The sequence below is a fragment of the Bacillus cereus group sp. Sample62 genome, from assembly GCF_036851315.1.
In the GTDB taxonomy this organism is placed as follows: Bacteria; Bacillota; Bacilli; order Bacillales; family Bacillaceae_G; genus Bacillus_A; species Bacillus_A wiedmannii.
In genome coordinates this window covers 3,820,972-3,844,015 of the sequence record NZ_JAFLPK010000001.1, presented here as the reverse complement: position 1 = coordinate 3,844,015, position 23,044 = coordinate 3,820,972, and the positions used below count along the sequence as shown (strand labels likewise).

Below are 23,044 nucleotides of genomic sequence, written 5' to 3'. Positions count from 1 at the left end.
GAAAAATGGGAACAATTGTATGCCAAGTATGTGAAGGAACAATCGGTCATTTTGAAGATGAAAAAACGACAGTGCTTTACGGAAAATGTGGTACAAATTGTGAATGTGCTAATAGAGATAAGGCGAAAGCTTAATTATAAATAAGTAGATTATTATTAAAACTCAGGGGGAAATGAAAAATGGGAACAATCGTATGCCAAGTATGTGAAGGAACAATCGGACATTTTGAAGATGAAAAATCAACAGTACTATACGGGAAATGTGGATCTCATTGCGAATGTGACCATAAAGAACATACAAAAGCTTAAATAAGAAAAAGCGCCTACATATGTATATGTAGGCGCTTTTTTAATAAATTGTAGTTGTATGACCAACTGTTGCAACGATTGCATCATCTCTAATCGGAATAAACCCTATCGATGTCTGTGGAGTGCTAGGAGAAGCGTAGTGGCTCATAAGACGGCTATCAATACGGGTAATAGTATCGGTCAAGAAAGCTGAAATAAAAGCGTAAGGGACTCGTCGCTCATTTAATGAGTATATAATTTCTTCTTTTGTTTTTACACCTACGCCATGTCCGTAAAAAAAGAAATTTCCTAGATAGATTGCATTTTCTCCTTGCCACTCGATCGTAGCTGGATTCACTTGTGGATTTTTAAAATAAATGAGATCACCTGGAACAAGATCACCACCCGTTTTTGTTATGAGCTTTAAATCTTGATCGTAGTCCCATGTATAAAGTAAAAGGTTTGCAAAGAGACGGTTGAAAGTTTCTTCCTCATATAATGATAGTAAAGCTTTGTAAAAAATAATGATCATAGCGGTGGCACATTCAGTTCCATATAGTTTTCCGTTTTTGAAAATATCTTGTATGGCAATGGAAGGGGGTATGTTTGGTAGTAGCTCGAATCCTCCAAGTGACGTTCTTTTCCAATACTGGGGGTTGCAAAAGGATTGTTGAAATGTGCGAAACTGAAATCCACTTTGAAAAAGTTCTAATGCAGAAGTAATAATACTCACTCGCAAATTTAGATCAAAGCTGAGTTCATCAGATGTTCGGAAGGAATAAATTTCTTGATTTCCTGCCATTATCGATAAAATTTGTTGTTTCTCAGCTGCAAATGGCTCATATTCATTTGTGATATAAGGATGTACAATAGAACGGCCTATTACAATCATAATCGTATCCCCACCTATACGTTACATTACTTAATATCGTATGGGAAAAGGGAAAAAGGGTGAAAGAAAAGCCTATCAACTGATAGGCTTGTACTCTTTAATCACACGTAATGTTTGTAATGTCATATCTTCAGGACCTTGTACAGGTAAACCTGCTTCTAAGTTTTTACGAATATACGCTAAGTTATCTTGTGTAATAATTTCCCCCGGAGTAAAGATTGGAATCCCTGGCGGATAAACCATAACGAAATCAGCTATAATACGACCTGCTGCATTTTCAAACGGAATGACTTCTGTTTCCGAATAAAAAGCATCTCGAGGAGAAAGTGCTAGCACTGGAATTTCTGGAATTTCTACTTGTATTTGAACACCTTTATCGGCTTTATTTCTAAATGTTGCTGCTAAATCTTGTAATGCTGCAATAAGTGTATTTGTCTCACTTTCTGTATCCCCAAAAGTGACAAGACATAGTATGTTGTATAAATCTGAGAGTTCTACTTCAATGTTATATTGCTCTCTAAGCCATACTTCAGCCTGATGTCCTGTAATACCTAAATCTTTTACAGATACAATTATCTTTGTAGGATCATAGTTAAAAGTAGCATCCGTACCTAGCATTTCTTTCCCAGGACAGTAAAGATCCTCAACAGCATTAATAGCATCACGAACTTGTTCCGCTAATTGTATTGTTTGTTCTATGAGTGCTGTTCCTTCTGTAGCAAGACGTTTTCTAGCAACATCTAGGGATGCTAACAAGATGTAAGAAGTTGATGTCGTCGTAAGCATGCTAATAATAGATTGAACATGTTTTACGTTCACAAGGCCTTCCTTCACGTTAAGAATAGAACTTTGCGTTAAAGATCCTCCTAATTTGTGAACACTTGTTGCTGCCATATCTGCACCGGCTTGCATCGCTGACATCGGCAATTCATCGTGAAAATGAATATGAACACCATGAGCCTCATCAACTAGTACAGGGATATCATAAGAATGCGCTAATTGGACAATCTGTTCTAAGTCCGCAGCAAAGCCAAAGTATGTTGGATTAATAACAAGTAAGCCTTTCGCATCTGAATGCTCTTCAAGTGCCTTTTTGACAGATTGAATTGTGATTCCGTGTGAAATACCAAGTTTTGGATCGATTTCAGGATGCATGAAAATCGGTTTTGCACCTGAGAAAATAATAGCTGACATTACTGATTTATGCACGTTTCGTGGCACTAGGATTTTGTCACCAGGACCGCACACGCTCATCACCATTGTCATTATTGCACCACTTGTACCTTGAATAGAAAAGAAAGTATGATCTGCACCAAATGCAGCGGCTGCTAAATCTTGTGCTTCTTTAATCATACCTTTTGGATGATGTAAATCATCGAGCGGCGCAATATTAATTAAATCAATTGCTAATGCATTATGCCCAATAAATTCGCGAAATGTAGGATCCATGCCCTGTCCTTTTTTGTGACCAGGAATATGGAATTGAATTGGATTTCGCTTACTGTGCTCAACTAAAGCGGTAAACAATGGTGTTTCGTATTGGGACAATCTATACACCCCTTCTTTTTCATAATATTTATTAGAGTTTGTTTTATATAATCTTGTTCTAAAAAAGTTAAGTGCTTTTTAGAATGAGACTTGTTTTTCTGCCAATCACAAAAGCATTTTTGAGATGGTAGGTTCACTTTATTTTCTATAAAACAAAAGCATTATATCACCAATAATTATAGATGTATAGAAAAAAATATTTTTACAGTGAGTATGTTAAATAGTTATTTCCAATTAACTTATAGAGGAAGACAATTCCATCACAATGAATAAATAGTGTATAATGCAAAGTGGCTATAGTGAAGAAGAAAAAAATCCCTTTAAGATAGCATATTGAAATAAGAAGAAATGATAAATGAGGTGCGAAATGGAATATCAATATCCGTTAGATTATGATTGGTCAAATGAGGAAATGGTTGTAATTGTGAAGTTTTATGAAGCAATTGAGAAAGCATACGAAAAAGGAATTATAAGAGAAGAATTAATGGGATTATATCGTCGTTTTAAAGAGATTGTTCCATCTAAAGCAGAAGAGAAGAAAATTGATAAAGAGTTTCAAGAAGTAAGTGGATATTCTATATACCGTGCGATTCAAAGGGCGAAAGAAACTGAAGAACAAAAGCTTGTGAAAATGTAAAAATATTTTGAAAAATGAAAACTGAAGTGATATAATGTGATAACAACTAAAAACGGACAATATAAATTGTCCGTTTTCTACTATCGATTACAAAGTGCATATAGAGGAAGGAGTGATTGCATCGTAGATTCAATCTTAGCAAGGAATTGTTCGTTGGTCATTGCTGAAAACTCCTCTGGTGATATATGAATACCAACTAATAATTCTGCTTTTTTCACAGTAGCTAGACGCTCAATCATCTTTTGTAAGTCTTCTGTTTCAAGGGTTTTATGTAATTTTACACTTGGTTTAGTATGGTCAATGGACCAAACGAAGTCATTTGGAATATTTGTTTTTAAATCATTTAAATGTTCTAAGAAGGCGTGAGCCGTCTCCACTTTTTGTGGACACTCATAGATTAAACCAAAGTATATGAAGGCATGAGTACCCCATAACCCAATTTGGAAATGTGGCAGCATTTTATAACCGCGTTTATTTGTTGAAAAAGCAACCCAAGTATCGTTTGGTGGATTGACTTTGCGACGTGCATGTTTTGCTACATGATAAAAAAAGTTCTCATCAGTTTGTTTGGATAAATACGTTGCAAACTGTTCCCCTAAAGCTTCCAGCTTAGGATGAATGTTCGTTTTAATTGCACTCATTCGTTCTTCGAGACCATCAACTGTAAAGACCTCAAAATCAGTTGACTTGAATGTTTGTAGTGTCATGATTGTTCCTCCAACTCCTATTTTGCTTTTATTTTAGCATAGCTTGTACTATTCATAAAAAAAACAGCACAAAAAAATTTAAATAAAAAAATATAATTTTGTTGCATAGATGATTTATCCAACATAGTATAGTATAAAACAAAAAATCAGAAAATTTAATTAATTCTAGTCCGAGGGCAGACGAATATTGGGAGGAGGCAAATAATATGAGACAGGTGATTAATGCGTTAAAGAGAACAGATGCTGAAAAGAGAATACCGGTGCTACGTTTGGAGCTAGATTATGAATTAGCAACTTTATATGATGCGATGATGGAAAATGATAAACTGAAAAAAGAAGAGTGTGTACAAAAGTTAGAAGTGTTAAGACTTGAAATGATCCGTTTAGAAGCGTAATAATAGTATATGTATAAAAAATTAGTTGGTGCGAACCTTATAAAGGGTTCGTTTTTTCTGTGAACAGTATAGATCGGAGTGTTTAAACATGCAAGAAGTATGGAAAGACATCGATGCACACGCCAAACAGTGGATTCGAGATGCAGGAGAGTTTTTAATGGCATCAATGGAAAAAGCGCTTATTATAGAAACGAAATCCAATGCAGCTGATTTAGTAACAAATATGGACCGAGAAATAGAACAGTTTTTAATTGGGAAAATTAAAGAAACATTCCCGAACCATAATATTTTAGGAGAAGAAGGTTATGGAGATGAGATAACTTCTTCTGATGGGGTTGTTTGGTTAATTGATCCAATTGATGGCACGATGAACTTTGTTCATCAAAAAAGAAATTTCGCAATTTCAATTGGAATTTATGAGAACGGTATCGGAAAGGTTGGACTCATTTATGATCCAGTTCATGCTGAATTATACCATGCGGTAAAGGGAGCTGGAGCATTTTGTAATGAAGTACCAATACCTTTATTGGAAAAAGGAACTGTAGAGCAAGGTATTGTAGCTTTAAATGCGATATGGCTTACCGACAATCCATTGCTTAATAAGGAAAGTATGATGGCACTGGTTAAGAAAGCAAGAGGCACGAGATCATATGGTTGTGCAGCGTTAGAGATGGTATACGTTGCAACAGGAAGAATAGATGCATATGTAACGCCGAGATTATCACCATGGGATTTTGGTGGGGGACAGATAATTGTAGAGGAAGTTGGAGGCAAGGTGACAACATTTTCTGGATCACCGCTTTCTATCGTAGAGAAGAGCAGCGTATTAGTTGCAAAACCAGGAGTGTATGAAGAGGTGTTACGATTTATAGCGGAGTAACAAAAAAAGTAAGAGGCTGAATAAGCGCTTCTTACTTTTTGACGTTATTACGATTTACGCATTTTTCTTTTTGTTACAAAACCGTATCCAACTGTAACAAATGTGCCGATAATGCAAATAATAATACCGATGGGACTATTTTCAGCAACCATAATGCCGATACCGATTAAGAAAATAACACCGATAATTGCAGTTAATAAAAAGCGATATTGAATGTGTTCCATTTCTTCACCCTCCAATTTCATTTTACTTTCACAAAAGTAAGAATACAACTATATTTTCATTCTTGATTTTATTTTGATTGCCATTGTATCCCCTTCGCTCTTATAATAGAGAAGGATTAAAAAGACATTAGGAGTTGGACATGTTGAAAAAACGACAAGATTTACGAAATATAGCAATTATTGCCCACGTTGACCATGGTAAAACAACACTTGTTGACCAGTTATTACGTCAAGCGGGGACGTTCCGTGCGAATGAACATATTGAAGAACGCGCAATGGACTCAAACGATCTAGAAAGAGAACGTGGTATTACAATTTTAGCGAAGAATACTGCGATTCACTATGAAGATAAACGAATTAACATTTTAGATACACCTGGTCACGCTGACTTCGGTGGAGAAGTAGAACGTATCATGAAAATGGTTGATGGTGTTCTACTTGTTGTTGATGCATATGAAGGTTGTATGCCACAAACACGATTTGTTTTAAAGAAAGCTCTTGAGCAAAACTTAACTCCAATCGTTGTTGTAAACAAAATTGACCGTGACTTCGCTCGCCCTGATGAAGTAGTTGATGAAGTAGTTGACTTATTCATCGAACTTGGTGCAAACGAAGATCAATTAGAGTTCCCAGTTGTATTTGCATCAGCAATGAACGGAACAGCAAGCTTAGATTCAAATCCAGCAAATCAAGAAGAGAATATGAAATCATTGTTTGACACAATTATTGAACATATTCCAGCACCAGTTGATAACAGCGAAGAGCCACTTCAATTCCAAGTAGCACTTCTTGATTACAATGACTATGTTGGTCGTATCGGGGTTGGACGCGTATTCCGTGGTACAATGAAGGTAGGACAACAAGTTGCATTAATGAAAGTTGACGGAACTGTAAAACAATTCCGTGTAACGAAATTATTTGGTTACATTGGATTAAAACGTCAAGAAATTGAAGAAGCAAAAGCTGGAGATTTAGTAGCTGTTTCAGGTATGGAAGACATTAACGTAGGTGAAACGGTATGTCCGGTTGAGCATGAAGAGGCTTTACCATTATTACGTATTGATGAGCCAACACTACAAATGACATTCCTTGTAAATAACAGCCCATTTGCAGGTCGTGAAGGTAAATTCATTACATCTCGTAAAATTGAAGAGCGTCTTCGTTCACAATTAGAAACAGATGTAAGTTTACGTGTAGATAATACAGATTCTCCTGATGCGTGGATCGTATCTGGACGTGGGGAATTACATTTATCTATCCTAATTGAAAACATGCGTCGTGAAGGTTATGAACTACAAGTATCTAAGCCTGAAGTAATTATTAAAGAAGTTGATGGCGTAAGATGTGAGCCTGTAGAGCGCGTGCAAATCGATGTACCTGAAGAATACACTGGTTCTATTATGGAATCTATGGGTGCACGTAAAGGTGAAATGTTAGATATGGTGAATAACGGAAACGGTCAAGTTCGCCTTACTTTCATGGTTCCAGCACGTGGTTTAATTGGTTACACAACAGAATTCTTAACATTAACTCGTGGTTACGGTATTTTAAACCATACATTCGATTGCTACCAACCAGTACACGCTGGACAAGTTGGTGGACGTCGCCAAGGTGTTCTAGTTTCACTTGAAACAGGAAAAGCATCACAATACGGTATTATGCAAGTTGAAGACCGTGGTGTAATCTTCGTTGAACCAGGTACAGAAGTATATGCTGGTATGATTGTTGGAGAACACACTCGTGAGAATGACTTAACAGTTAACGTTGTAAAAATGAAACAACAAACTAACATTCGTTCTGCGACGAAAGATCAAACTTCAACAATGAAAAAACCACGCTTAATGACTTTAGAAGAGTCATTAGAGTACTTAAACGATGACGAGTTCTGTGAAGTAACTCCAGAATCAATTCGTCTACGTAAAAAGATTCTTGATAAGAGCGAGCGCGAAAGAGCTGCTAAGAAAAAGAAATCTGTAGAAGCGTAAAATAATAGAACAGCTACCTTTGAGGGGTAGCTGTTTTTTTATTGTATTTATTTTTGGAATATTTACTCTTTTTTGTGGACAGTATTTTTTTTGCAGGTTACTCTTGTATTAAGTACATAAATAAAATTTGTTTTTTGTGAGAAAGGGGGATGAATGATGTTAGAAAGAATGTCGTTTTTTGCGAAATTATGTAAAGTTGATGAAAATCCAGAACTAGGGATGTGGTTGCTATATGGTATCATTATTATATTAAGTGCACTTGTGTATAATTTAGGTTTTGCAAGAAAACTATCAATAATAAAAAATATAGTGATATATATATCGTTAGCGATTGGGTGTACAGTTTTAACTTTTTTTGCAGTTTTTTTACCTGTTGGAGAGGGCCTTGTTGTAGCGGCAATTGTACTTGGGATTTATAGGTTGCGTTTACGTCAAGCAAGACAACAAAATGCTGGGTGAGGAGGCGAACTTTTATGCGATCAGTACAAGATGCGTTATATAATTGGTTAACGATTAAAACAGTTGCTGAAGCACGTCCAGATGATCGTGCTGCAAAAGAAACGTATTTGTTATTTCAAAATATGATATATGATGAACATAAATTAAAGAATGTGGAAGTTAAAAAGAACGAAGAAATGTATTTGATTACATATGAAATGAATGGAGAAAAAAAATCTGCCAGGTTTCCATTAGAAGCTATTGATTGCTTTTTGGATCAAATGAATCGTGAACCTGAAAAATATAAATAAGTCCTTATCTATATGATTAAGGACTTATTTACATTTTACCAATCGTCTTCGACTTTTTTATCACGATATAATCGGAAATTACCGCTTGCATGACGTTCCATCGTACGTTCTGCAATTCGTTCCGAACATTCCATGCACATATATGTATGAATAGGGCGGTTACGCAGTTTTTTTGCCATAGGATTTTCATCATCTAACATATCTTTTTTATCACAAATCATACATTTGACTCTCATTTCGTCACCTCAATACGAATTCTATCAGTATAAGTATATCATGGAAGTGTAATATTTTTGAATAATAGCGGGAAAAAATAATATTTTCGCAATTCGAAAAATAAGTTATGATAAGGATATGTTAATTATATTTGGAGGTGGAAATATGGCGAATGTAGTAGATCCTACATTAACAGATGATTTAGTACAAACGTTACGTAAAGAATGTATTGTTATGGTAGCAACAACAGACTTCGAAAAACAAGTTCCTAACGTAAGTGCTATTTCTTGGGTGTATGCAGTGAGTAAAACTAGTATTCGATTTGCAGTAGATCAACGTTCACGTATTGTGGAAAATATACGGCATAGTACTGGGCTAGTATTGACTATAATGGCGAACGAATCCGTATTTTCCATAAGTGGTGCAGGTGAAATCTTGACTGATAGAATGGAAGGCATTCCTCTAAAATTAACTGTAATAGAAGTAAATGTACAAGAAGTACGTGATGTTATGTTTTATGGAGCGAAACTTGCAACTGAACCAACGTATGAAAAAACATATGATATTCGCGCAGCGAAAAAGTTGGATAACCAAGTGTTAGTAGGAATAAAAGAATTATAAATGTGATAAATAAGAAATTCAGATATTAACTTTTGTAATCGGTTATTGTGATTTTATGTTAATAATTATAATTAAAAGTAATATATTGAATAGAAATGAATAAAAAATAAATAAAAGGTTTAATGGCTATGAATTTCGATTCTACCTCGTTTATACGGTACATATAATTATAACAATGGTTCGTCCATATTTTATGGATGAAACCCTTGTTCTACAAATTTAAAAGTGGAGTCAGGGGGTAACAGGTTGGATAAAATTTATGTGTTAGATACGAATGTACTTTTGCAGGATCCTTTATCTATTTTTTCATTTGAAACAAATGAAGTAGTGATTCCAGCAGTTGTATTAGAAGAGGTTGATTCGAAAAAACGTTATATGGATGAAGTAGGACGAAACGCTCGTTATGTATCTAAGTTAATAGACAAATTTCGTGAAATAGGAAAGCTGCATGAAAGTATTCCGTTAGAAAACGGCGGTACATTTCGTATTGAATTAAATCATCGTTCATTTGTTCAACTACAAGATATTTTTGTAGAAAAAACGAATGATAATCGAATTTTAGCTGTAGCAAAAAATCTATCTTTAGAAGAACAAGAAAAAGAGGACGGGAAGTCTGTTATTTTAGTAAGTAAAGACGTGCTCGTAAGGGTAAAAGCTGATGCAATTGGTTTGAAGGCGGAAGATTATTTAAGTGATCGTGTAATTGAAGTAGATAATATATATTCAGGATTTTTAGAAGGGTATATATCAAAAGAGCAATTAGATTATTTTTATGAAAAAGGTGAATTGCCTTTATCCGAAATTGCGAATCACCCATTTTATCCAAATCAGTTTGTAGTAATGAAAGATGCATTAGGGGGATCTAGTTCAGCACTTGGCATTGTGGATCATTTAGGTAAGAAGGTAAAGAAACTTATTTTTCACAATGAACAAGTATGGGGGATACGACCACGAAATGTGCAGCAAATTATGGGGTTAGAATTGTTGCTTCGTGAAGATATTCCGCTAGTAACGTTAACGGGGAAAGCTGGTACAGGAAAAACATTACTCGCGCTGGCTTCAGGACTCATGCAAACGGAAGATTTAGGGCTATATAAAAAACTACTCGTTGCAAGGCCAATTGTTCCAGTCGGAAAAGATATCGGTTATTTACCAGGAGAAAAAGAAGAAAAGTTAAGACCGTGGATGCAGCCGATTTTTGATAATCTAGAGTATTTATTTAATACGAAAAAGCCAGGAGAGTTAGATGCTATTTTAGCTGGAATGGGTTCGATTGAAGTAGAGGCCCTTACCTATATACGTGGGAGAAGTATTCCAGATCAGTTCATTATAATTGATGAAGCACAAAATTTAACGAAGCATGAAGTGAAAACGATATTAACAAGGGTAGGAGAAAAAAGTAAAATTGTATTAATGGGAGATCCTCAGCAAATTGATCACCCGTATTTGGATGAATATAATAATGGTTTAACATATGTTGTAGAGAAGTTTAAAGAGCAACGTATTAGTGGTCATGTAAAGTTTGTTAAAGGGGAGCGGTCTAATTTAGCTCAACTAGCAGCAGATTTATTATAAAAAAGAGTGAGCTGAAGCTCACTCCTTTTTTCTTTCAAGTATACATGTTAAATAATGGTGAATTTACGGATGTTACGGATTGGATTTTGTCTATTAGATCCATCATTGTAATATAGATGAACAGGTCCATCCTCTTTTAATGGCTTTCCTTCTTTTGAAAAACCAAGAATAGCATTTTCTACAGTTTCTAATGGAAGTATTATTGTTTGATCTACTGTTTCAATTTCGACTTGCGTAGCGTCCTCTGAAATTTCGGCGTTAGCAAGAAATGGATGAAATGGTATACCGAACGTTCCAGTAATTAGTTGTTCTTTTTTATATTTCTTTACACTTTGTTGTATCGGTGGAAACGCAGCACCATCACGGATTTCGCGATCCCAATGCTCTGAAGTGTTTTTTAAATAAGCTTCTAGTTCTGAAGTGTTTTCTCTTGTTTCATTAAAGTAAGTTGTCAAATCTACTTTTCGATCATCAAAGATCCAAACAGTTGGATCGATAGTGATTGGAAAACGAACTTTTCCATTAATAAATAAAATTTCGCTCATTGTTGTTCCCCCATTTGTGTTATACTCCCACTTTTCAGTATAATAGCATTAGACACGGTTGTCACAAAAAATGTTTCTATTGCAATTTACTAAAACTATCGCTAATATTAATAGATAGGAGAGAGTAGGACGGAAACGGAGGGAATCAATTTGGCGTCTGAGACAGTATCAAATCATCAGGAAAAGGCACTAGCCCTTCTACAAGCGGATGCGGAGAAGATTTTAAGACTTATTAAGGTGCAAATGGACAATCTTACAATGCCGCAATGTCCATTATATGAAGAAGTGTTAGACACACAAATGTTTGGACTATCCCGCGAGGTCGATTTTGCAGTTCGCCTTGGTCTTATTGCAGAAGAACAAGGGAAAGCAATGTTAGGAGAGCTTGAACGTGAGTTATCTGCACTTCATGAAGCATTTACGAACAAACAACAATAACGGGTTCAAATAGGGGGGCTCAAACTGAAATAGTTTGGGCTTTTTATTTGTATAATAAAGCAGGAAGAATCAATGTACATATGGAATACAACAATAATTAAATTGAAACAGAAAGAGGAAATGAAATGAAAAGAGTATGGAAATCAATGGATTATTCATTATTACTTCCTCTTGTTATCTTATGTGTGTTGGGAGTTATAATGGTATATAGTTCTAGTTCCATTGTCGCGATTTCGTCGAAATATAACTGGCCAGCAGATCACTTTTTTAAAAAACAATTAGTTGCTCTGGCTATTGGAACGGTAATGCTTGTGATTGTCGTTATAATCCCTTACAAATTGTGGAGGAAAAAAATAGTTCTTACAGCGATGGGGTTAGGGAGTATTGGATTACTAACAGCAGCTTTCCTTTTCGGTAAGGTAATCAATGGGGCAAAAGGATGGATACTAGGTATACAACCAGCTGAGTTTGTAAAAATAGCAGTTATTATTACGCTAGCAAGTTTTTTTGCTAAGAAACAAGAGAGGCAAACCCCTTTTTTTCAAGGGATAATACCTCCTATATTTGTTGTCGGTGGATCGATGGTATTAATTTTATTACAAAATGACTTAGGGACTGACATATTAATAGGTGGAACAGTGTTAATTATGTTCTTCTGTTCAGGAGTTAATGTTAACTTGTGGATAAAAAGATTTTTATTAACATCTGTCGTGTGGATTCCGGCGTTGTATTTTATCGGAAACTATAAATTAAGTCTATACCAAAAAGCTCGATTTTCAGTTTTTCTTGATCCATTTAGCGATCCGCAAAAAGATGGATTTCAATTAATAAATTCATTTATTGGAATTGCCTCAGGTGGGTTAAATGGTAGAGGACTAGGAAATAGTATACAAAAGTATGGCTACTTACCAGAGCCGCAAACGGATTTTATTATGGCGATTATATCTGAAGAACTAGGTTTTATAGGTGTAGCTATTATTTTAATCTGTTTACTACTTATTATCATTCGTTCGTTTAGAGTAGCACAAAAGTGTAAAGATCCATTTGGAAGTTTAATTGCAATCGGAATTGCAAGTTTAATTGGGATACAAACTTTTGTTAATGTTGGTGGTATGTCTGGATTAATACCACTTACAGGAGTACCTTTACCGTTTATTAGTTATGGTGGTAGTTCTTTATTGGCTAATCTAATTGCGATGGGTATATTATTAAATGTTGCTAGTCATGTAAAACGACAAGAGAAACAACAAAATGAGATAATGAAAGAAAGAGAGCAAGATGGACCGCGTCTTGTTGTAGTAAAATAAAAAACACATTGTGCTTTAGAGCGCGATGTGTTTTTTTATGTTCAAGAAACATCGAATAGGATGCATTAATTGGTATATACATTAAAAAATATATCACATTCAATCAAATGTGATATACAATTAAGTTGTTAGAAAAGGAAGAGGTATGCTATACTATTTTTGTGAAACAAATTGATCAGAAAACTTATCATTTATTAAAAAATAAGGTATGATGGATAAAAATAAAGTGAAGCTTTCTAAGTATAATATAATGTAGAAAGTGAAGAACTTCACGCTCTTTATGGTGTGTATATATTTTATCTCTAGAGTGGTAGGAAAGTAGAGGGGGAAAATCATGACAAAGCTGCAACGTATTCAAAAAGTATTGGTAGCTAACCGTGGAGAGATTGCAATTCGTGTGTTTCGAGCTTGTTCGGAACTTGGATTAAAAACAGTTGCAATCTATTCTAAAGAGGATAGTGGTTCTTATCATCGTTATAAAGCCGATGAGTCCTATTTAGTTGGGGAAGGGAAAAAGCCAATTGATGCTTATCTAGATATTGAGGGCATTATTGAGATTGCGAAAAGTAATCATGTAGATGCAATCCACCCTGGATATGGTTTCTTGTCAGAAAATATTCAATTCGCAAAACGTTGTGAAGAAGAAGGGATTATCTTTATTGGTCCAAAGAGTAAGCATTTAGATATGTTTGGAGATAAAGTGAAAGCGAGAACACAAGCGCAGCTAGCACAAATTCCAGTTATTCCTGGTAGTGATGGGCCAGTAAATTCAGTAGAAGAAGTCGGAGAATTTGCTGAAAAGTATGATTACCCGATTATTATTAAAGCTTCCCTTGGCGGTGGCGGTCGTGGTATGCGTATTGTACGTAGTAGTGAAGAATTAAGAGAATCGTATAATCGAGCGAAATCAGAAGCGAAAGCAGCCTTTGGTAATGATGAAGTGTACGTTGAAAAATTCGTTGAAAAACCTAAACATATAGAAGTTCAAATTTTAGCAGATGAAGAGGGCAATGTTGTTCATTTATACGAGCGAGACTGTTCTGTACAACGTCGTCACCAAAAAGTGGTAGAAATTGCACCTAGTGTGTCACTTTCAGATGATTTGCGTCAGCGTATTTGTGATGCTGCTGTTAAGTTAACGAAAAATGTAAATTATTTAAACGCAGGAACAGTAGAATTTCTTGTAAAAGGTGATGAGTTTTACTTCATAGAAGTAAATCCGCGTGTTCAAGTTGAACATACGATTACAGAAATGATCACAGGAGTGGATATCGTTCAATCACAAATTTTAATAGCTGATGGACATGCATTACATAGTAAAATGGTAGGTGTTCCGAAGCAAGAGGAAGTAGTTGTACATGGATTTGCGATCCAATCTCGTGTAACGACTGAAGACCCATTAAATAATTTCATGCCGGATACAGGGAAAATTATGGCATATCGATCAGGTGGTGGTTTCGGTGTTCGTCTTGATACAGGTAATAGTTTCCAAGGTGCTGTTATTACACCGTACTATGATTCTTTACTTGTAAAAGTTACAACATGGGCACTTACTTTTGAACAAGCTGCTGCGAAAATGGAACGTAACTTAAAAGAATTCCGTATTCGTGGTATTAAAACAAATATTCCATTTCTAGAGAATGTAGTAAAACATAAAAACTTCTTATCAGGAGAATATGACACTTCATTTATTGATGCGTCACCTGAACTATTCCTATTCCCGAAACGTAAAGACCGCGGAACGAAAATGTTAAATTACATTGGGACAGTAACAGTAAATGGCTTCCCAGGAGTAGGGAAAAAAGAGAAACCAATTTTCCCGGATGCTCGTATACCGAATGTATTACACTCAGAACCGATTCAAAATGGAACGAAACAAATTTTGGATGAGCGTGGAGCGGACGGATTAGTAAAATGGGTACAAGATCAAAAGCGTGTACTTTTGACGGATACAACATTCCGTGATGCACATCAGTCATTACTGGCGACGCGTATTCGTACAAAAGATTTACATCAAATTGCAGAGCCGACAGCGAGAATGCTACCGAACCTATTCTCAGCGGAAATGTGGGGCGGTGCAACGTTTGATGTTGCATATCGTTTCTTAAAGGAAGATCCATGGGAACGATTACTAGATCTTCGTGAAAAAATGCCAAACGTTTTATTCCAAATGTTACTTCGTTCTTCAAACGCAGTTGGTTACAAAAACTATCCAGATAATTTAATTCAAAAATTTGTGGAATGTTCTGCTCAAGCTGGAATTGATGTATTCCGTATTTTTGATAGCTTAAACTGGGTAGAAGGTATGAGAGTTGCGATTGATGCTGTGCGAGATACTGGTAAAATTGCAGAAGCAACAATGTGCTACACAGGAGATATTCATGATCCATTACGTAGTAAATATGATTTAAATTACTATAAAAACTTAGCAAAAGAGTTAGAAGCATCAGGAGCACATATATTAGGAATTAAAGATATGGCAGGCTTATTAAAACCTAATGCGGCATATGATTTAGTTTCTGCACTAAAAGAGACGGTATCGATTCCGATTCACTTGCATACACACGATACGAGTGGAAATGGTATATTAACGTATACAAAGGCAATTGAAGCAGGTGTTGATATTGTCGATGTAGCAGTAAGTTCTATGGCTGGTCAAACGTCACAACCAAGCGCAAACACGCTATACTATGCGTTAGGCGGAAACGAAAGACAGCCGGACGTTAACGTAGATTCATTAGAAAAACTATCTCATTACTGGGAAGATGTCCGTAAATACTACGCACCGTTTGAAAGTGGTATGAATGCTCCTCATACAGAGGTATACATGCACGAAATGCCAGGCGGACAGTATAGTAATCTACAACAACAAGCGAAGGCGGTTGGTTTAGGAGATCGCTTCGATGAAGTGAAAGTAATGTACCGCCGTGTGAATGACATGTTTGGCGATATTGTGAAAGTAACACCATCATCTAAAGTTGTCGGTGATATGGCATTATTTATGGTTCAAAATCACTTAACAGAACAAGATGTTTTAGAGCGTGGGCATTCGATGGATTTCCCAGGATCTGTTGTTGAAATGTTCTCAGGAGATTTAGGACAACCTTATGGTGGTTTCCCGAAAAAGTTACAAGAAATTATTTTAAAAGGGAAAGAGCCATTAACAGTAAGACCGGGTGAATTATTAGAGCCAGTAGATTTCGACGCGTTAAAAGAAGAGCTATTCCATAAGCTTGGACGCGAAGTGACGATTTTTGATGTCGTTGCCTATGCATTATATCCAAAAGTATTTATGGATTACGAAAAAGTTGCTGAGATTTATGGAAGTGTGTCTGTACTTGATACACCGACATTCTTCTATGGTATGAGACTTGGTGAAGAAATCAATGTGGAAATCGAACAAGGTAAAACATTGATGGTTAAACTAGTATCAATCGGAGAGCCTCAGCCAGATGGAAATCGTATTCTTTACTTGGAATTTAACGGTCAACCACGTGAGATTGTTGTGAAAGACGAAAGTGTGAAAGCAACAGTGGCACAACGTGTGAAAGGAAACCGTGAAAATCCAAACCACATTAGTGCAACAATGCCAGGAACGGTTATTAAAGTAGTTGTAAAAGAAGGCGATGAAGTGAAAAAAGGCGATTCTATGGCAATTACAGAAGCGATGAAAATGGAAACGACAGTTCAAGCGCCGTTCAATGGTAAAGTGAAAAAAGTATATGTTAACGATGGAGATGCAATTCAAACGGGTGACTTACTCATTGAATTAGATCACTAAAATAGAAAAGAGCTGTGTAAATGCAGCTCTTTTTCTTTATCCCGCTATTTGCGGGCAGTAAGCCCCCACCTTAAAATTCAGTGAAAGCAAAGAAGTTAGGTGGGGGTCGGGCTGCTCATAAAAGCCCGATTGGTGCGGGCTAATAATCAGTGGGGATGAAGAAAACCCCCACTGATTAAAGTTTCACTTTATCGCAAAAAATACCTTGCCAATTCGGCAAGGTATTTTAATTTAAATTTATTTTGTTTGTTCAGAAGTTGATTCAGCTTCTTTTGCATTCGCTTTACTTCTTGTACCTAACATAACTAAATAGCATAGTACAGCAAACAAGCAAGAAATGAATAGTGAATGTAATAATGCCATTACTAAATTAGCATTTGTAAATACGACTAAAATTCCTACGATCGCTTGAAGTGTAACAAGGATAAATGAAATGATCCATCCCCAGTATACGACAGGTTGCTGCTTGTAATGGCGAATAGCGAGAATCATCGCGTATAGTATCCAAGCGAAAATTAACATCGCTGCAACTCTATGTCCCATTTGAACCCATTCATGTAGTTGAGTTGGCATAGGTCTATTTTTGCTACATAAAGGAAAGTCTGGGCAGGCTAAGCTAGCTCGTTCGTGACGTACTAAAGCGCCTGTGTAGACGACAATATAACTGTAAATTGTTACACCATAAATATGAAATTTCATTTTTTTGTCCATAATAAGTGAACGTGCATCAAATTTCTGGTCGATTTCAAAGATAAGACACGTTAATAAAATGACAGAAGCAAATGAAATTAAGGAAATACCGAAATGGATAGCCAGTACAGCTGGCATTTGTCCCCAAACAACTGCTGCAGCTCCCATTAATGCTTGTGCAACTAAAAATACGAAGGATAAAATTGCTAACGTTTTTGTTTCGCGCACATGTTTATAATATTTCCAGGACAAAATACAAAGGAGTGTGACAAGAATTCCTGCTGATCCTGATGTAAGGCGATGACTTAGTTCAATAATAGTTTCCATTGATAAATTAGATGGAACAAATTCACCGTTACAAAGTGGCCATGATTTACCGCACCCTTGGCCAGAACCTGTTTTTGTAACTAAGGCGCCTCCTAGTAAAACTATTAATAAATCAAGACTCGTAATGACTGCTAACCATTTAATAAAGCGTTGCAATCTATTTCACCATCTTTCTGCTATGAAGTTATTGCGAAATATTTTCATTCCATTATGTATAGAATAAAACGCGCTAGTTCCTATGATATATAAAAAATAATAAAATAGCAAAGAAATGGCGGGGGAAGACAGGGGAGAGAAAATGGGTGTGGAAATAGGATGTATAAGGGAATTTTTAGGTGAAAAACAGGCTGTTTTGAAAAGAAATGGGGAGAATACGTGTTAAATATGACAAAAAAGTTTATGATAGAAGGTAACATCATGTTATGATAAGGACAAGTAAGAATTAAGTTTTTATATTCGACACAAAAAGTTCATGTTTTCTTCACAAAATGTTCGGGAAATATGATTTAATATATTGGAGTATGGGCGTAGATTAGTAGTAGAATGGATTAACAATATTTCTACTGTAATAATATTGCTATATAGAAGCGAAATATTTCATACGAAATAGGCGCAAAAAGAAAGATGAAAGTTTTAAGAGGGGGTTAAAGTGATGAACCATGCAACAAGTGAGCTGCATGATGAGTCTGCTGTTACAAGTGTACCGGAAACAACTCGGTTACAAGATTTAAAAGCACTCGTTAAAATGGGGATTGTAAACTCAAATACACTTACTGTATTTACAGGATTTTGGTTGGCATTACACTTTAATGGATTAAGTGTAATGGACAATTTGGATAAGTTATTTTTTACAATCGTTGGTTCTGGATTAGTTATGGCAGGGGTATGTTGTTTAAACAACTACATTGATCGAGACATCGATCCATTAATGGAAAGAACAAAGACCCGTCCAACGGTTACTGGAAAGTATAAACCAGGATTTGCACTTACATTTGGACTAGTTATATTACTTCTTGGGTTTGTATTTTTATTATTAACAACACCAATGGCAGTTTTAATGGGATTTATTGGTGCCTTCACATATGTTGTTCTATATAGTTTATGGACAAAGAGAAAGTATACACTAAATACTGTTGTAGGTAGTATATCTGGTGCAGTTCCACCTTTAATTGGATGGGCAGCAATCGATCCATCTTTAGGTCATCCAATTGCTTGGATGTTATTTTTAATTATGTTTATTTGGCAAATCCCACATTTCCTTGCATTAGCAATGAAACGTGTTGATGAATATCGAAATGCAGGAATTCCAATGCTTCCTGTAGTTCATGGATTTGAAATTACGAAACGCCAAATTATGATTTGGACAGTATGTTTATTACCACTACCATTTTATATGAGTGGACTAGGGATAACATTTATGGTAATTGCAACATTGTTAAACATCGGATGGATCGTTTTAGGATTTTATGGCTTCCGTAAGAAAGATGACATCAAATGGTCCGTACAAATGTTTGTTTATTCCCTAAATTATTTAACAATCTTATTTGTATCAATGATTGTAGTTACATTCTTCTAAGACAACGACATAATTGGATTTCTTTACGTTGAGATTTACTTTACTTAACTATAAAGTACAATCTAATTCACAAGGAAAGTGGGGGTTGTTTGTATGAAGAAACAGTGGCGACTGCTTTCGTTCGTTTCACTGCTGGCTTTACTGTTAGGGGGATGCGGTAAAGCCTTTCAATCTACTTTAATTCCGCAAGGAGAAGTAGCAAAAATGCAATATGATTTGCTCTTACTAGCAACTGCGATCATGGTAGGAGTAGTACTAGTAGTTACTATTATTTTCTTATATGTAATTGTGCGTTTCCGACAAAAGAAAGGTCAGGAAGATTATATTCCGGAGCAAGTTGAAGGGAATCACAAGCTAGAAATTATATGGACAGTTATTCCGATTATTCTTTTGTTAATCTTAGCTGTTCCGACGGTTACATATACATTCAAACTTGCTGATGTAAGTGCGATGGAGAAAAAGAATATTGATAAAGATACTATCGTTGTTGATGTAACAGCGAATCTTTATTGGTGGGAATTTTCTTATAAATCAGAAAAAATAGTCACTTCTCAAGATTTAGTCATCCCCACAGGTAAGAAAGTGTATTTGAATTTGAAGGGTGCCGATATTAAACATTCGTTTTGGGTTCCATCTTTAGCTGGGAAAATGGATACAAATACAGATAATGTGAACAAAATGTGGTTAAAGGCAGATAAATCGGGCACTTATAATGGTTTTTGTACAGAATTTTGCGGCCCATCACATTCTTTAATGCAATTCAAAGTGAAAGCTTTGGATGAAAGCGAGTACAAAAAGTGGCTTGCTGATATGAAGAAGATTGATGGGAAGAAGGAAGTAGCTTCAACAAAGGCGCAAGAGGGCCAAGAAATATTTAATAAAAGCTGTATTGGTTGTCACGCAGTTGGATCTAATGATAGTAGACCACCTTCCGCTCGTATCGCACCAAACTTAGCAAACTTTGCGGATCGCGATATGGTTGCCGGTATTGCCGAAAACAATGAAGAAAACTTAAAAAAATGGCTGAAAGATCCTGAAAATATGAAACCAGGAAATAAAATGACTGGTAAATATGGCAACTTAACGGATGATCAAATTGATGCATTAAATGCATACTTACAAACGTTAAAAGTTGAAAAGTAAAGAGGGATTATTCGCGAAGGGGAGGTTGAAAACGTGAGTTCTGTAGCAAAAAAACAGGGGATGGGTGCTGTCATATGGGATTATTTAACGACAGTAGACCATAAAAAGATTGCCATTCTCTATTTAATTGCAGGTGGATTGTTTTTTATAATAGGCGGAATAGAAGCTCTATTTATTCGCCTTCAATTAGCGATTCCTAACAACGCTTTTCTTGTTGGGGATGCTTATAATCAAGTATTAACGATGCACGGTACAACAATGATTTTCCTCGCAGCTATGCCACTCGTGTTTGCATTTATGAACGCCGCTGTACCACTTCAAATTGGTGCACGTGATGTAGCGTTCCCGTTTTTGAATTCACTTGGATTTTGGTTATTTTTCTTTGGTGGAGTATTTTTAAATTTAAGTTGGTTTTTAGGTGGAGCACCTGATGCAGGATGGACATCTTATGCATCTTTAGCTTTAGCCTCAAAAGGCCATGGTGTTGATTTTTATGTACTCGGCTTGCAAATCTCCGGTATTGGTACATTAATTGGAGGTATTAACTTCCTTGTAACCATTATTAATATGCGTGCGCCAGGAATGACGTATATGCGTATGCCGATGTTTACATGGACGACATTTGTAACATCTTCGCTAATATTATTCGCTTTTCCGCCGTTAACTGTAGGATTAGGACTTTTAATGTTAGATCGTTTATTTGGAACAAGTTTCTTTAATCCAGCATTGGGCGGGAATACAATTATATGGGAGCATTTATTCTGGATTTTCGGTCATCCAGAAGTATACATTCTTATACTCCCAGCTTTCGGAATATTCTCAGAAATCTTCGCGACATTTTCGAAAAAGCGATTATTTGGTTATTCATCGATGGTGTTTGCGACAGTATTAATTGGATTCTTAGGATTTATGGTATGGGCGCATCATATGTTTACTGTCGGGCTTGGTCCAGTTGCAAATGCTATTTTCTCAGTTGCAACAATGGCGATTGCGGTTCCGACCGGTATTAAAATATTCAACTGGCTCTTTACGATGTGGGGTGGAAGTATTCGTTTTACGACACCAATGATGTGGGCAGTAGCTTTCATTCCATCATTCGTAATGGGAGGAGTTACAGGTGTTATGCTAGCATCTGCACCTGCTGATTATCAATTTCATGACAACTATTTCGTAGTAGCGCACTTTCATTATGTAATCGTCGGCGGTGTTGTATTTGGTTTACTTGCAGGAGCTCATTATTATTGGCCACTGATGTTTAATAAAGTATTGAATGAAACGTTAGGAAAGATAACATTTTGGCTATTCTTTATCGGTTTCCATTTAACGTTCTTCATTCAGCATTTCCTTGGATTGATTGGTATGCCACGTCGTTACTACACATATCTTGAAGGTCAAGGGTTGGAAATGGGGAATATGATTAGTTCTATTGGAGCGGTATTTATGGCTCTTGGAACGATTGTTCTTCTATTCAATGTAATCAAAACAACAGTATCAAAAGAAAAGGCTGGTCGTGATCCGTGGGATGCACGTACATTAGAATGGACAATGCCAGCACCTACACCGGAATATAACTTTAAACAATTACCATTTGTTCGCGGGTTAGATCCGTTTTGGATTGAAAAACGTGAAGGGAATAAAGAGATGACAGCGGCGGAACCAGTTGGTGATATTCATATGCCAAATCCATCGTTTTCACCATTTATCATTTCTTTAGGATTGTTTATAGCGGCATTCGGTGCAATGTATATGCAGGGTGGAAAAGATAAGTTTTGGTTATTAGTAGCAATTATTGGTTTAATCATTACATTCGGTACAATGTTCCTACGTTCAGTAATCGATGATCATGGATATCATATTCATAAGGAAGATTTAGAAGATAAGGGGGGCAAGGCATAATGCATGTAGATGAAAAATTAACGAATGAAACATTTCCAGCAGAGCCTGAAAAAGCAACCCTTGAGGGAAAAAATAAGTTTGTCGGTTTTTGGTTATTTCTTGGAGGCGAAACAGTATTGTTCGCTTCCTTATTTGGCACATATTTAGCGTTAAAGAATTCTACAAATGGTGGACCAACATCTCAAGAGATGTTCCAAATGCCGCTCGTTTTCATTATGACGATGCTTTTATTAACGAGTAGCTTAACGAGCGTATATGCGATGTATCATATGAAAAATTTTAACTTTAAGAAAATGCAACTTTGGCTATTAGTAACAGTGTTGCTAGGTTTAGGGTTTTTAGGGTTTGAGATATATGAGTTTTATCATTATACGCATGAATTTAAGCATACTATGAGAAGTAGTGCGTTTGGTTCCGCGTTTTATGCTCTTGTTGGTACGCATGGACTCCACGTATTGTTTGGATTGTGTTGGATTTTAACATTAATCTTTAGAAATGCGAAGAGAGGTCTAAATTTATACAATGCACCGAAGTTTTATGTTGCATCGATTTATTGGCACTTTATTGACGTAGTTTGGGTGTTTATTTTCACTGTAGTATATTTAATGGGAATGGTGGGATAAAC

24 protein-coding genes are annotated in these 23,044 nt (G+C 35.9%); 17 read left to right on the top strand and 7 right to left on the bottom strand.

The features are described from left to right. The first annotated feature begins 5 nt into the window (after positions 1-5). Positions 6-134, top strand: coding sequence for a GapA-binding peptide SR1P (locus J0835_RS19395; RefSeq protein ID WP_064474947.1), 129 nt, complete (start codon positions 6-8; stop codon positions 132-134). Positions 135-179: 45 nt separating this feature from the next. After that, positions 180-308 carry a GapA-binding peptide SR1P gene (locus J0835_RS19390; protein WP_000536796.1) on the top strand — a complete coding sequence of 43 codons (129 nt, stop codon included), beginning with the start codon at positions 180-182 and terminating at the stop codon, positions 306-308. A 40-nt stretch (positions 309-348) separates the two neighbouring features. Here J0835_RS19390 and J0835_RS19385 read toward each other — a convergent pair whose 3' ends face one another. Both J0835_RS19385 and speA read right to left on the bottom strand, forming a co-directional pair. Further along, positions 349-1,179, bottom strand: a complete 831-nt coding sequence (locus tag J0835_RS19385; protein ID WP_087981724.1) for a protein-glutamine gamma-glutamyltransferase — start codon at positions 1,177-1,179, stop codon at positions 349-351. A 75-nt stretch (positions 1,180-1,254) separates the two neighbouring features. Then, positions 1,255-2,727, bottom strand: coding sequence for an arginine decarboxylase (gene speA, locus J0835_RS19380; protein ID WP_140386878.1), 1,473 nt, complete (start codon positions 2,725-2,727; stop codon positions 1,255-1,257). A gap of 367 nt (positions 2,728-3,094) precedes the next feature. Here speA and J0835_RS19375 point away from each other — a divergent pair, with 367 nt between their 5' ends. After that, on the top strand, positions 3,095-3,364 hold the full coding sequence (locus tag J0835_RS19375) for a UPF0223 family protein (protein ID WP_000456565.1): 270 nt from the start codon (positions 3,095-3,097) through the stop codon (positions 3,362-3,364). 80 nt (positions 3,365-3,444) lie between these two features. On the opposite strand, the gene J0835_RS19370 is transcribed toward J0835_RS19375, so the two are convergent. Continuing rightward, complete coding sequence (locus J0835_RS19370; RefSeq protein ID WP_000175087.1) at positions 3,445-4,071, bottom strand: YktB family protein; 627 nt, start codon at positions 4,069-4,071, stop codon at positions 3,445-3,447. Positions 4,072-4,277: 206 nt separating this feature from the next. Between J0835_RS19370 and J0835_RS19365 the strand changes: the two genes are divergently transcribed. Together J0835_RS19365 and J0835_RS19360 are read left to right on the top strand one after the other, a co-directional pair. Beyond that, the gene (locus tag J0835_RS19365) at positions 4,278-4,466 is read left to right on the top strand and encodes a hypothetical protein (RefSeq protein ID WP_001250166.1); all 189 of its coding nucleotides are present in this window, start codon (positions 4,278-4,280) and stop codon (positions 4,464-4,466) included. An 88-nt stretch (positions 4,467-4,554) separates the two neighbouring features. Next, the gene (locus tag J0835_RS19360) at positions 4,555-5,346 is read left to right on the top strand and encodes an inositol monophosphatase family protein (protein WP_087981722.1); all 792 of its coding nucleotides are present in this window, start codon (positions 4,555-4,557) and stop codon (positions 5,344-5,346) included. 47 nt (positions 5,347-5,393) lie between these two features. Here the strand turns inward: J0835_RS19360 and J0835_RS19355 are convergent, their stop codons facing one another. After that, on the bottom strand, positions 5,394-5,570 hold the full coding sequence (locus J0835_RS19355; RefSeq protein ID WP_048563222.1) for a DUF5325 family protein: 177 nt from the start codon (positions 5,568-5,570) through the stop codon (positions 5,394-5,396). Between the two features lie 140 nt (positions 5,571-5,710). Between J0835_RS19355 and typA the strand changes: the two genes are divergently transcribed. The 3 genes from typA to J0835_RS19340 all read left to right on the top strand — a co-directional run bounded on the left by typA (position 5,711) and on the right by J0835_RS19340 (position 8,304). Beyond that, a complete protein-coding gene (typA, locus tag J0835_RS19350) occupies positions 5,711-7,555 on the top strand; it encodes a translational GTPase TypA (RefSeq protein ID WP_000914755.1) in 1,845 nt (614 codons plus the stop codon). A gap of 156 nt (positions 7,556-7,711) precedes the next feature. Then, positions 7,712-8,014 carry a YlaH-like family protein gene (locus tag J0835_RS19345; RefSeq protein WP_000893657.1) on the top strand — a complete coding sequence of 101 codons (303 nt, stop codon included), beginning with the start codon at positions 7,712-7,714 and terminating at the stop codon, positions 8,012-8,014. Between the two features lie 14 nt (positions 8,015-8,028). Further along, positions 8,029-8,304, top strand: a complete 276-nt coding sequence (locus tag J0835_RS19340) for a hypothetical protein (RefSeq protein ID WP_087981720.1) — start codon at positions 8,029-8,031, stop codon at positions 8,302-8,304. A gap of 35 nt (positions 8,305-8,339) precedes the next feature. On the opposite strand, the gene J0835_RS19335 is transcribed toward J0835_RS19340, so the two are convergent. Continuing rightward, positions 8,340-8,540, bottom strand: coding sequence for a YlaI family protein (locus J0835_RS19335; RefSeq protein ID WP_001995040.1), 201 nt, complete (start codon positions 8,538-8,540; stop codon positions 8,340-8,342). Between the two features lie 145 nt (positions 8,541-8,685). Here J0835_RS19335 and J0835_RS19330 point away from each other — a divergent pair, with 145 nt between their 5' ends. Together J0835_RS19330 and J0835_RS19325 are read left to right on the top strand one after the other, a co-directional pair. Further along, positions 8,686-9,141 carry a pyridoxamine 5'-phosphate oxidase family protein gene (locus J0835_RS19330; RefSeq protein ID WP_000024571.1) on the top strand — a complete coding sequence of 152 codons (456 nt, stop codon included), beginning with the start codon at positions 8,686-8,688 and terminating at the stop codon, positions 9,139-9,141. A gap of 246 nt (positions 9,142-9,387) precedes the next feature. Then, the gene (locus J0835_RS19325) at positions 9,388-10,716 is read left to right on the top strand and encodes a PhoH family protein (protein ID WP_000358079.1); all 1,329 of its coding nucleotides are present in this window, start codon (positions 9,388-9,390) and stop codon (positions 10,714-10,716) included. 47 nt (positions 10,717-10,763) lie between these two features. On the opposite strand, the gene J0835_RS19320 is transcribed toward J0835_RS19325, so the two are convergent. Beyond that, positions 10,764-11,261, bottom strand: coding sequence for a hypothetical protein (locus tag J0835_RS19320; protein WP_087981719.1), 498 nt, complete (start codon positions 11,259-11,261; stop codon positions 10,764-10,766). A gap of 150 nt (positions 11,262-11,411) precedes the next feature. On the opposite strand from J0835_RS19320, the gene J0835_RS19315 reads away from it, so the two are divergent. The 3 genes from J0835_RS19315 (at position 11,412) to pyc (ending at position 16,787) form a co-directional block, all read left to right on the top strand. Then, positions 11,412-11,699: a YlaN family protein gene (locus J0835_RS19315; protein WP_000135698.1), complete on the top strand. Its 288-nt coding sequence runs from the start codon at positions 11,412-11,414 to the stop codon at positions 11,697-11,699. A 125-nt stretch (positions 11,700-11,824) separates the two neighbouring features. Then, the gene (locus J0835_RS19310; protein ID WP_087981718.1) at positions 11,825-13,006 is read left to right on the top strand and encodes an FtsW/RodA/SpoVE family cell cycle protein; all 1,182 of its coding nucleotides are present in this window, start codon (positions 11,825-11,827) and stop codon (positions 13,004-13,006) included. 334 nt (positions 13,007-13,340) lie between these two features. Further along, complete coding sequence (pyc, locus tag J0835_RS19305) at positions 13,341-16,787, top strand: pyruvate carboxylase (RefSeq protein ID WP_087981717.1); 3,447 nt, start codon at positions 13,341-13,343, stop codon at positions 16,785-16,787. 237 nt (positions 16,788-17,024) lie between these two features. Here the strand turns inward: pyc and ctaA are convergent, their stop codons facing one another. Continuing rightward, a complete protein-coding gene (gene ctaA, locus J0835_RS19300; protein ID WP_087981716.1) occupies positions 17,025-17,960 on the bottom strand; it encodes a heme A synthase in 936 nt (311 codons plus the stop codon). Positions 17,961-18,456: 496 nt separating this feature from the next. Here ctaA and ctaB point away from each other — a divergent pair, with 496 nt between their 5' ends. The 4 genes from ctaB (at position 18,457) to ctaE (ending at position 23,042) form a co-directional block, all read left to right on the top strand. Beyond that, positions 18,457-19,380: a protoheme IX farnesyltransferase gene (gene ctaB / locus J0835_RS19295; protein ID WP_001015058.1), complete on the top strand. Its 924-nt coding sequence runs from the start codon at positions 18,457-18,459 to the stop codon at positions 19,378-19,380. Positions 19,381-19,473: 93 nt separating this feature from the next. Then, positions 19,474-20,523, top strand: coding sequence for a cytochrome c oxidase subunit II (coxB, locus tag J0835_RS19290; protein ID WP_000745278.1), 1,050 nt, complete (start codon positions 19,474-19,476; stop codon positions 20,521-20,523). 60 nt (positions 20,524-20,583) lie between these two features. Further along, positions 20,584-22,419 (top strand): cytochrome c oxidase subunit I, encoded by a 1,836-nt coding sequence (gene ctaD, locus J0835_RS19285; protein WP_000501451.1) that lies wholly within the window; start codon positions 20,584-20,586, stop codon positions 22,417-22,419. Beyond that, the gene (ctaE, locus tag J0835_RS19280) at positions 22,419-23,042 is read left to right on the top strand and encodes a cytochrome c oxidase subunit III (RefSeq protein WP_000557861.1); all 624 of its coding nucleotides are present in this window, start codon (positions 22,419-22,421) and stop codon (positions 23,040-23,042) included. The genes ctaD and ctaE overlap by 1 nt, the downstream gene beginning before the upstream one ends. Positions 23,043-23,044 lie beyond the last annotated feature (2 nt).

Excerpts from the sequence above, each read along its gene's own strand:
- J0835_RS19320 (WP_087981719.1), bottom strand. The coding sequence starts at position 11,261 with ATGAGCGAAATTTTATTTATTAATGGAAAAGTTCGTTTTCCAATCACT.
- J0835_RS19375 (WP_000456565.1), top strand. The coding sequence starts at position 3,095 with ATGGAATATCAATATCCGTTAGATTATGATTGGTCAAATGAGGAAATG.
- J0835_RS19365 (WP_001250166.1), top strand. The coding sequence starts at position 4,278 with ATGAGACAGGTGATTAATGCGTTAAAGAGAACAGATGCTGAAAAGAGA.
- ctaE (WP_000557861.1), top strand. The coding sequence starts at position 22,419 with ATGCATGTAGATGAAAAATTAACGAATGAAACATTTCCAGCAGAGCCT.
- J0835_RS19370 (WP_000175087.1), bottom strand. The coding sequence starts at position 4,071 with ATGACACTACAAACATTCAAGTCAACTGATTTTGAGGTCTTTACAGTT.
- J0835_RS19330 (WP_000024571.1), top strand. The coding sequence starts at position 8,686 with ATGGCGAATGTAGTAGATCCTACATTAACAGATGATTTAGTACAAACG.
- pyc (WP_087981717.1), top strand. The coding sequence starts at position 13,341 with ATGACAAAGCTGCAACGTATTCAAAAAGTATTGGTAGCTAACCGTGGA.
- J0835_RS19360 (WP_087981722.1), top strand. The coding sequence starts at position 4,555 with ATGCAAGAAGTATGGAAAGACATCGATGCACACGCCAAACAGTGGATT.
- ctaD (WP_000501451.1), top strand. The coding sequence starts at position 20,584 with ATGGGTGCTGTCATATGGGATTATTTAACGACAGTAGACCATAAAAAG.
- J0835_RS19340 (WP_087981720.1), top strand. The coding sequence starts at position 8,029 with ATGCGATCAGTACAAGATGCGTTATATAATTGGTTAACGATTAAAACA.
- J0835_RS19345 (WP_000893657.1), top strand. The coding sequence starts at position 7,712 with ATGTTAGAAAGAATGTCGTTTTTTGCGAAATTATGTAAAGTTGATGAA.
- J0835_RS19395 (WP_064474947.1), top strand. The coding sequence starts at position 6 with ATGGGAACAATTGTATGCCAAGTATGTGAAGGAACAATCGGTCATTTT.
- J0835_RS19310 (WP_087981718.1), top strand. The coding sequence starts at position 11,825 with ATGAAAAGAGTATGGAAATCAATGGATTATTCATTATTACTTCCTCTT.
- typA (WP_000914755.1), top strand. The coding sequence starts at position 5,711 with ATGTTGAAAAAACGACAAGATTTACGAAATATAGCAATTATTGCCCAC.
- J0835_RS19355 (WP_048563222.1), bottom strand. The coding sequence starts at position 5,570 with ATGGAACACATTCAATATCGCTTTTTATTAACTGCAATTATCGGTGTT.
- J0835_RS19335 (WP_001995040.1), bottom strand. The coding sequence starts at position 8,540 with ATGAGAGTCAAATGTATGATTTGTGATAAAAAAGATATGTTAGATGAT.
- J0835_RS19385 (WP_087981724.1), bottom strand. The coding sequence starts at position 1,179 with ATGATTGTAATAGGCCGTTCTATTGTACATCCTTATATCACAAATGAA.
- coxB (WP_000745278.1), top strand. The coding sequence starts at position 19,474 with ATGAAGAAACAGTGGCGACTGCTTTCGTTCGTTTCACTGCTGGCTTTA.
- J0835_RS19390 (WP_000536796.1), top strand. The coding sequence starts at position 180 with ATGGGAACAATCGTATGCCAAGTATGTGAAGGAACAATCGGACATTTT.
- ctaB (WP_001015058.1), top strand. The coding sequence starts at position 18,457 with ATGAACCATGCAACAAGTGAGCTGCATGATGAGTCTGCTGTTACAAGT.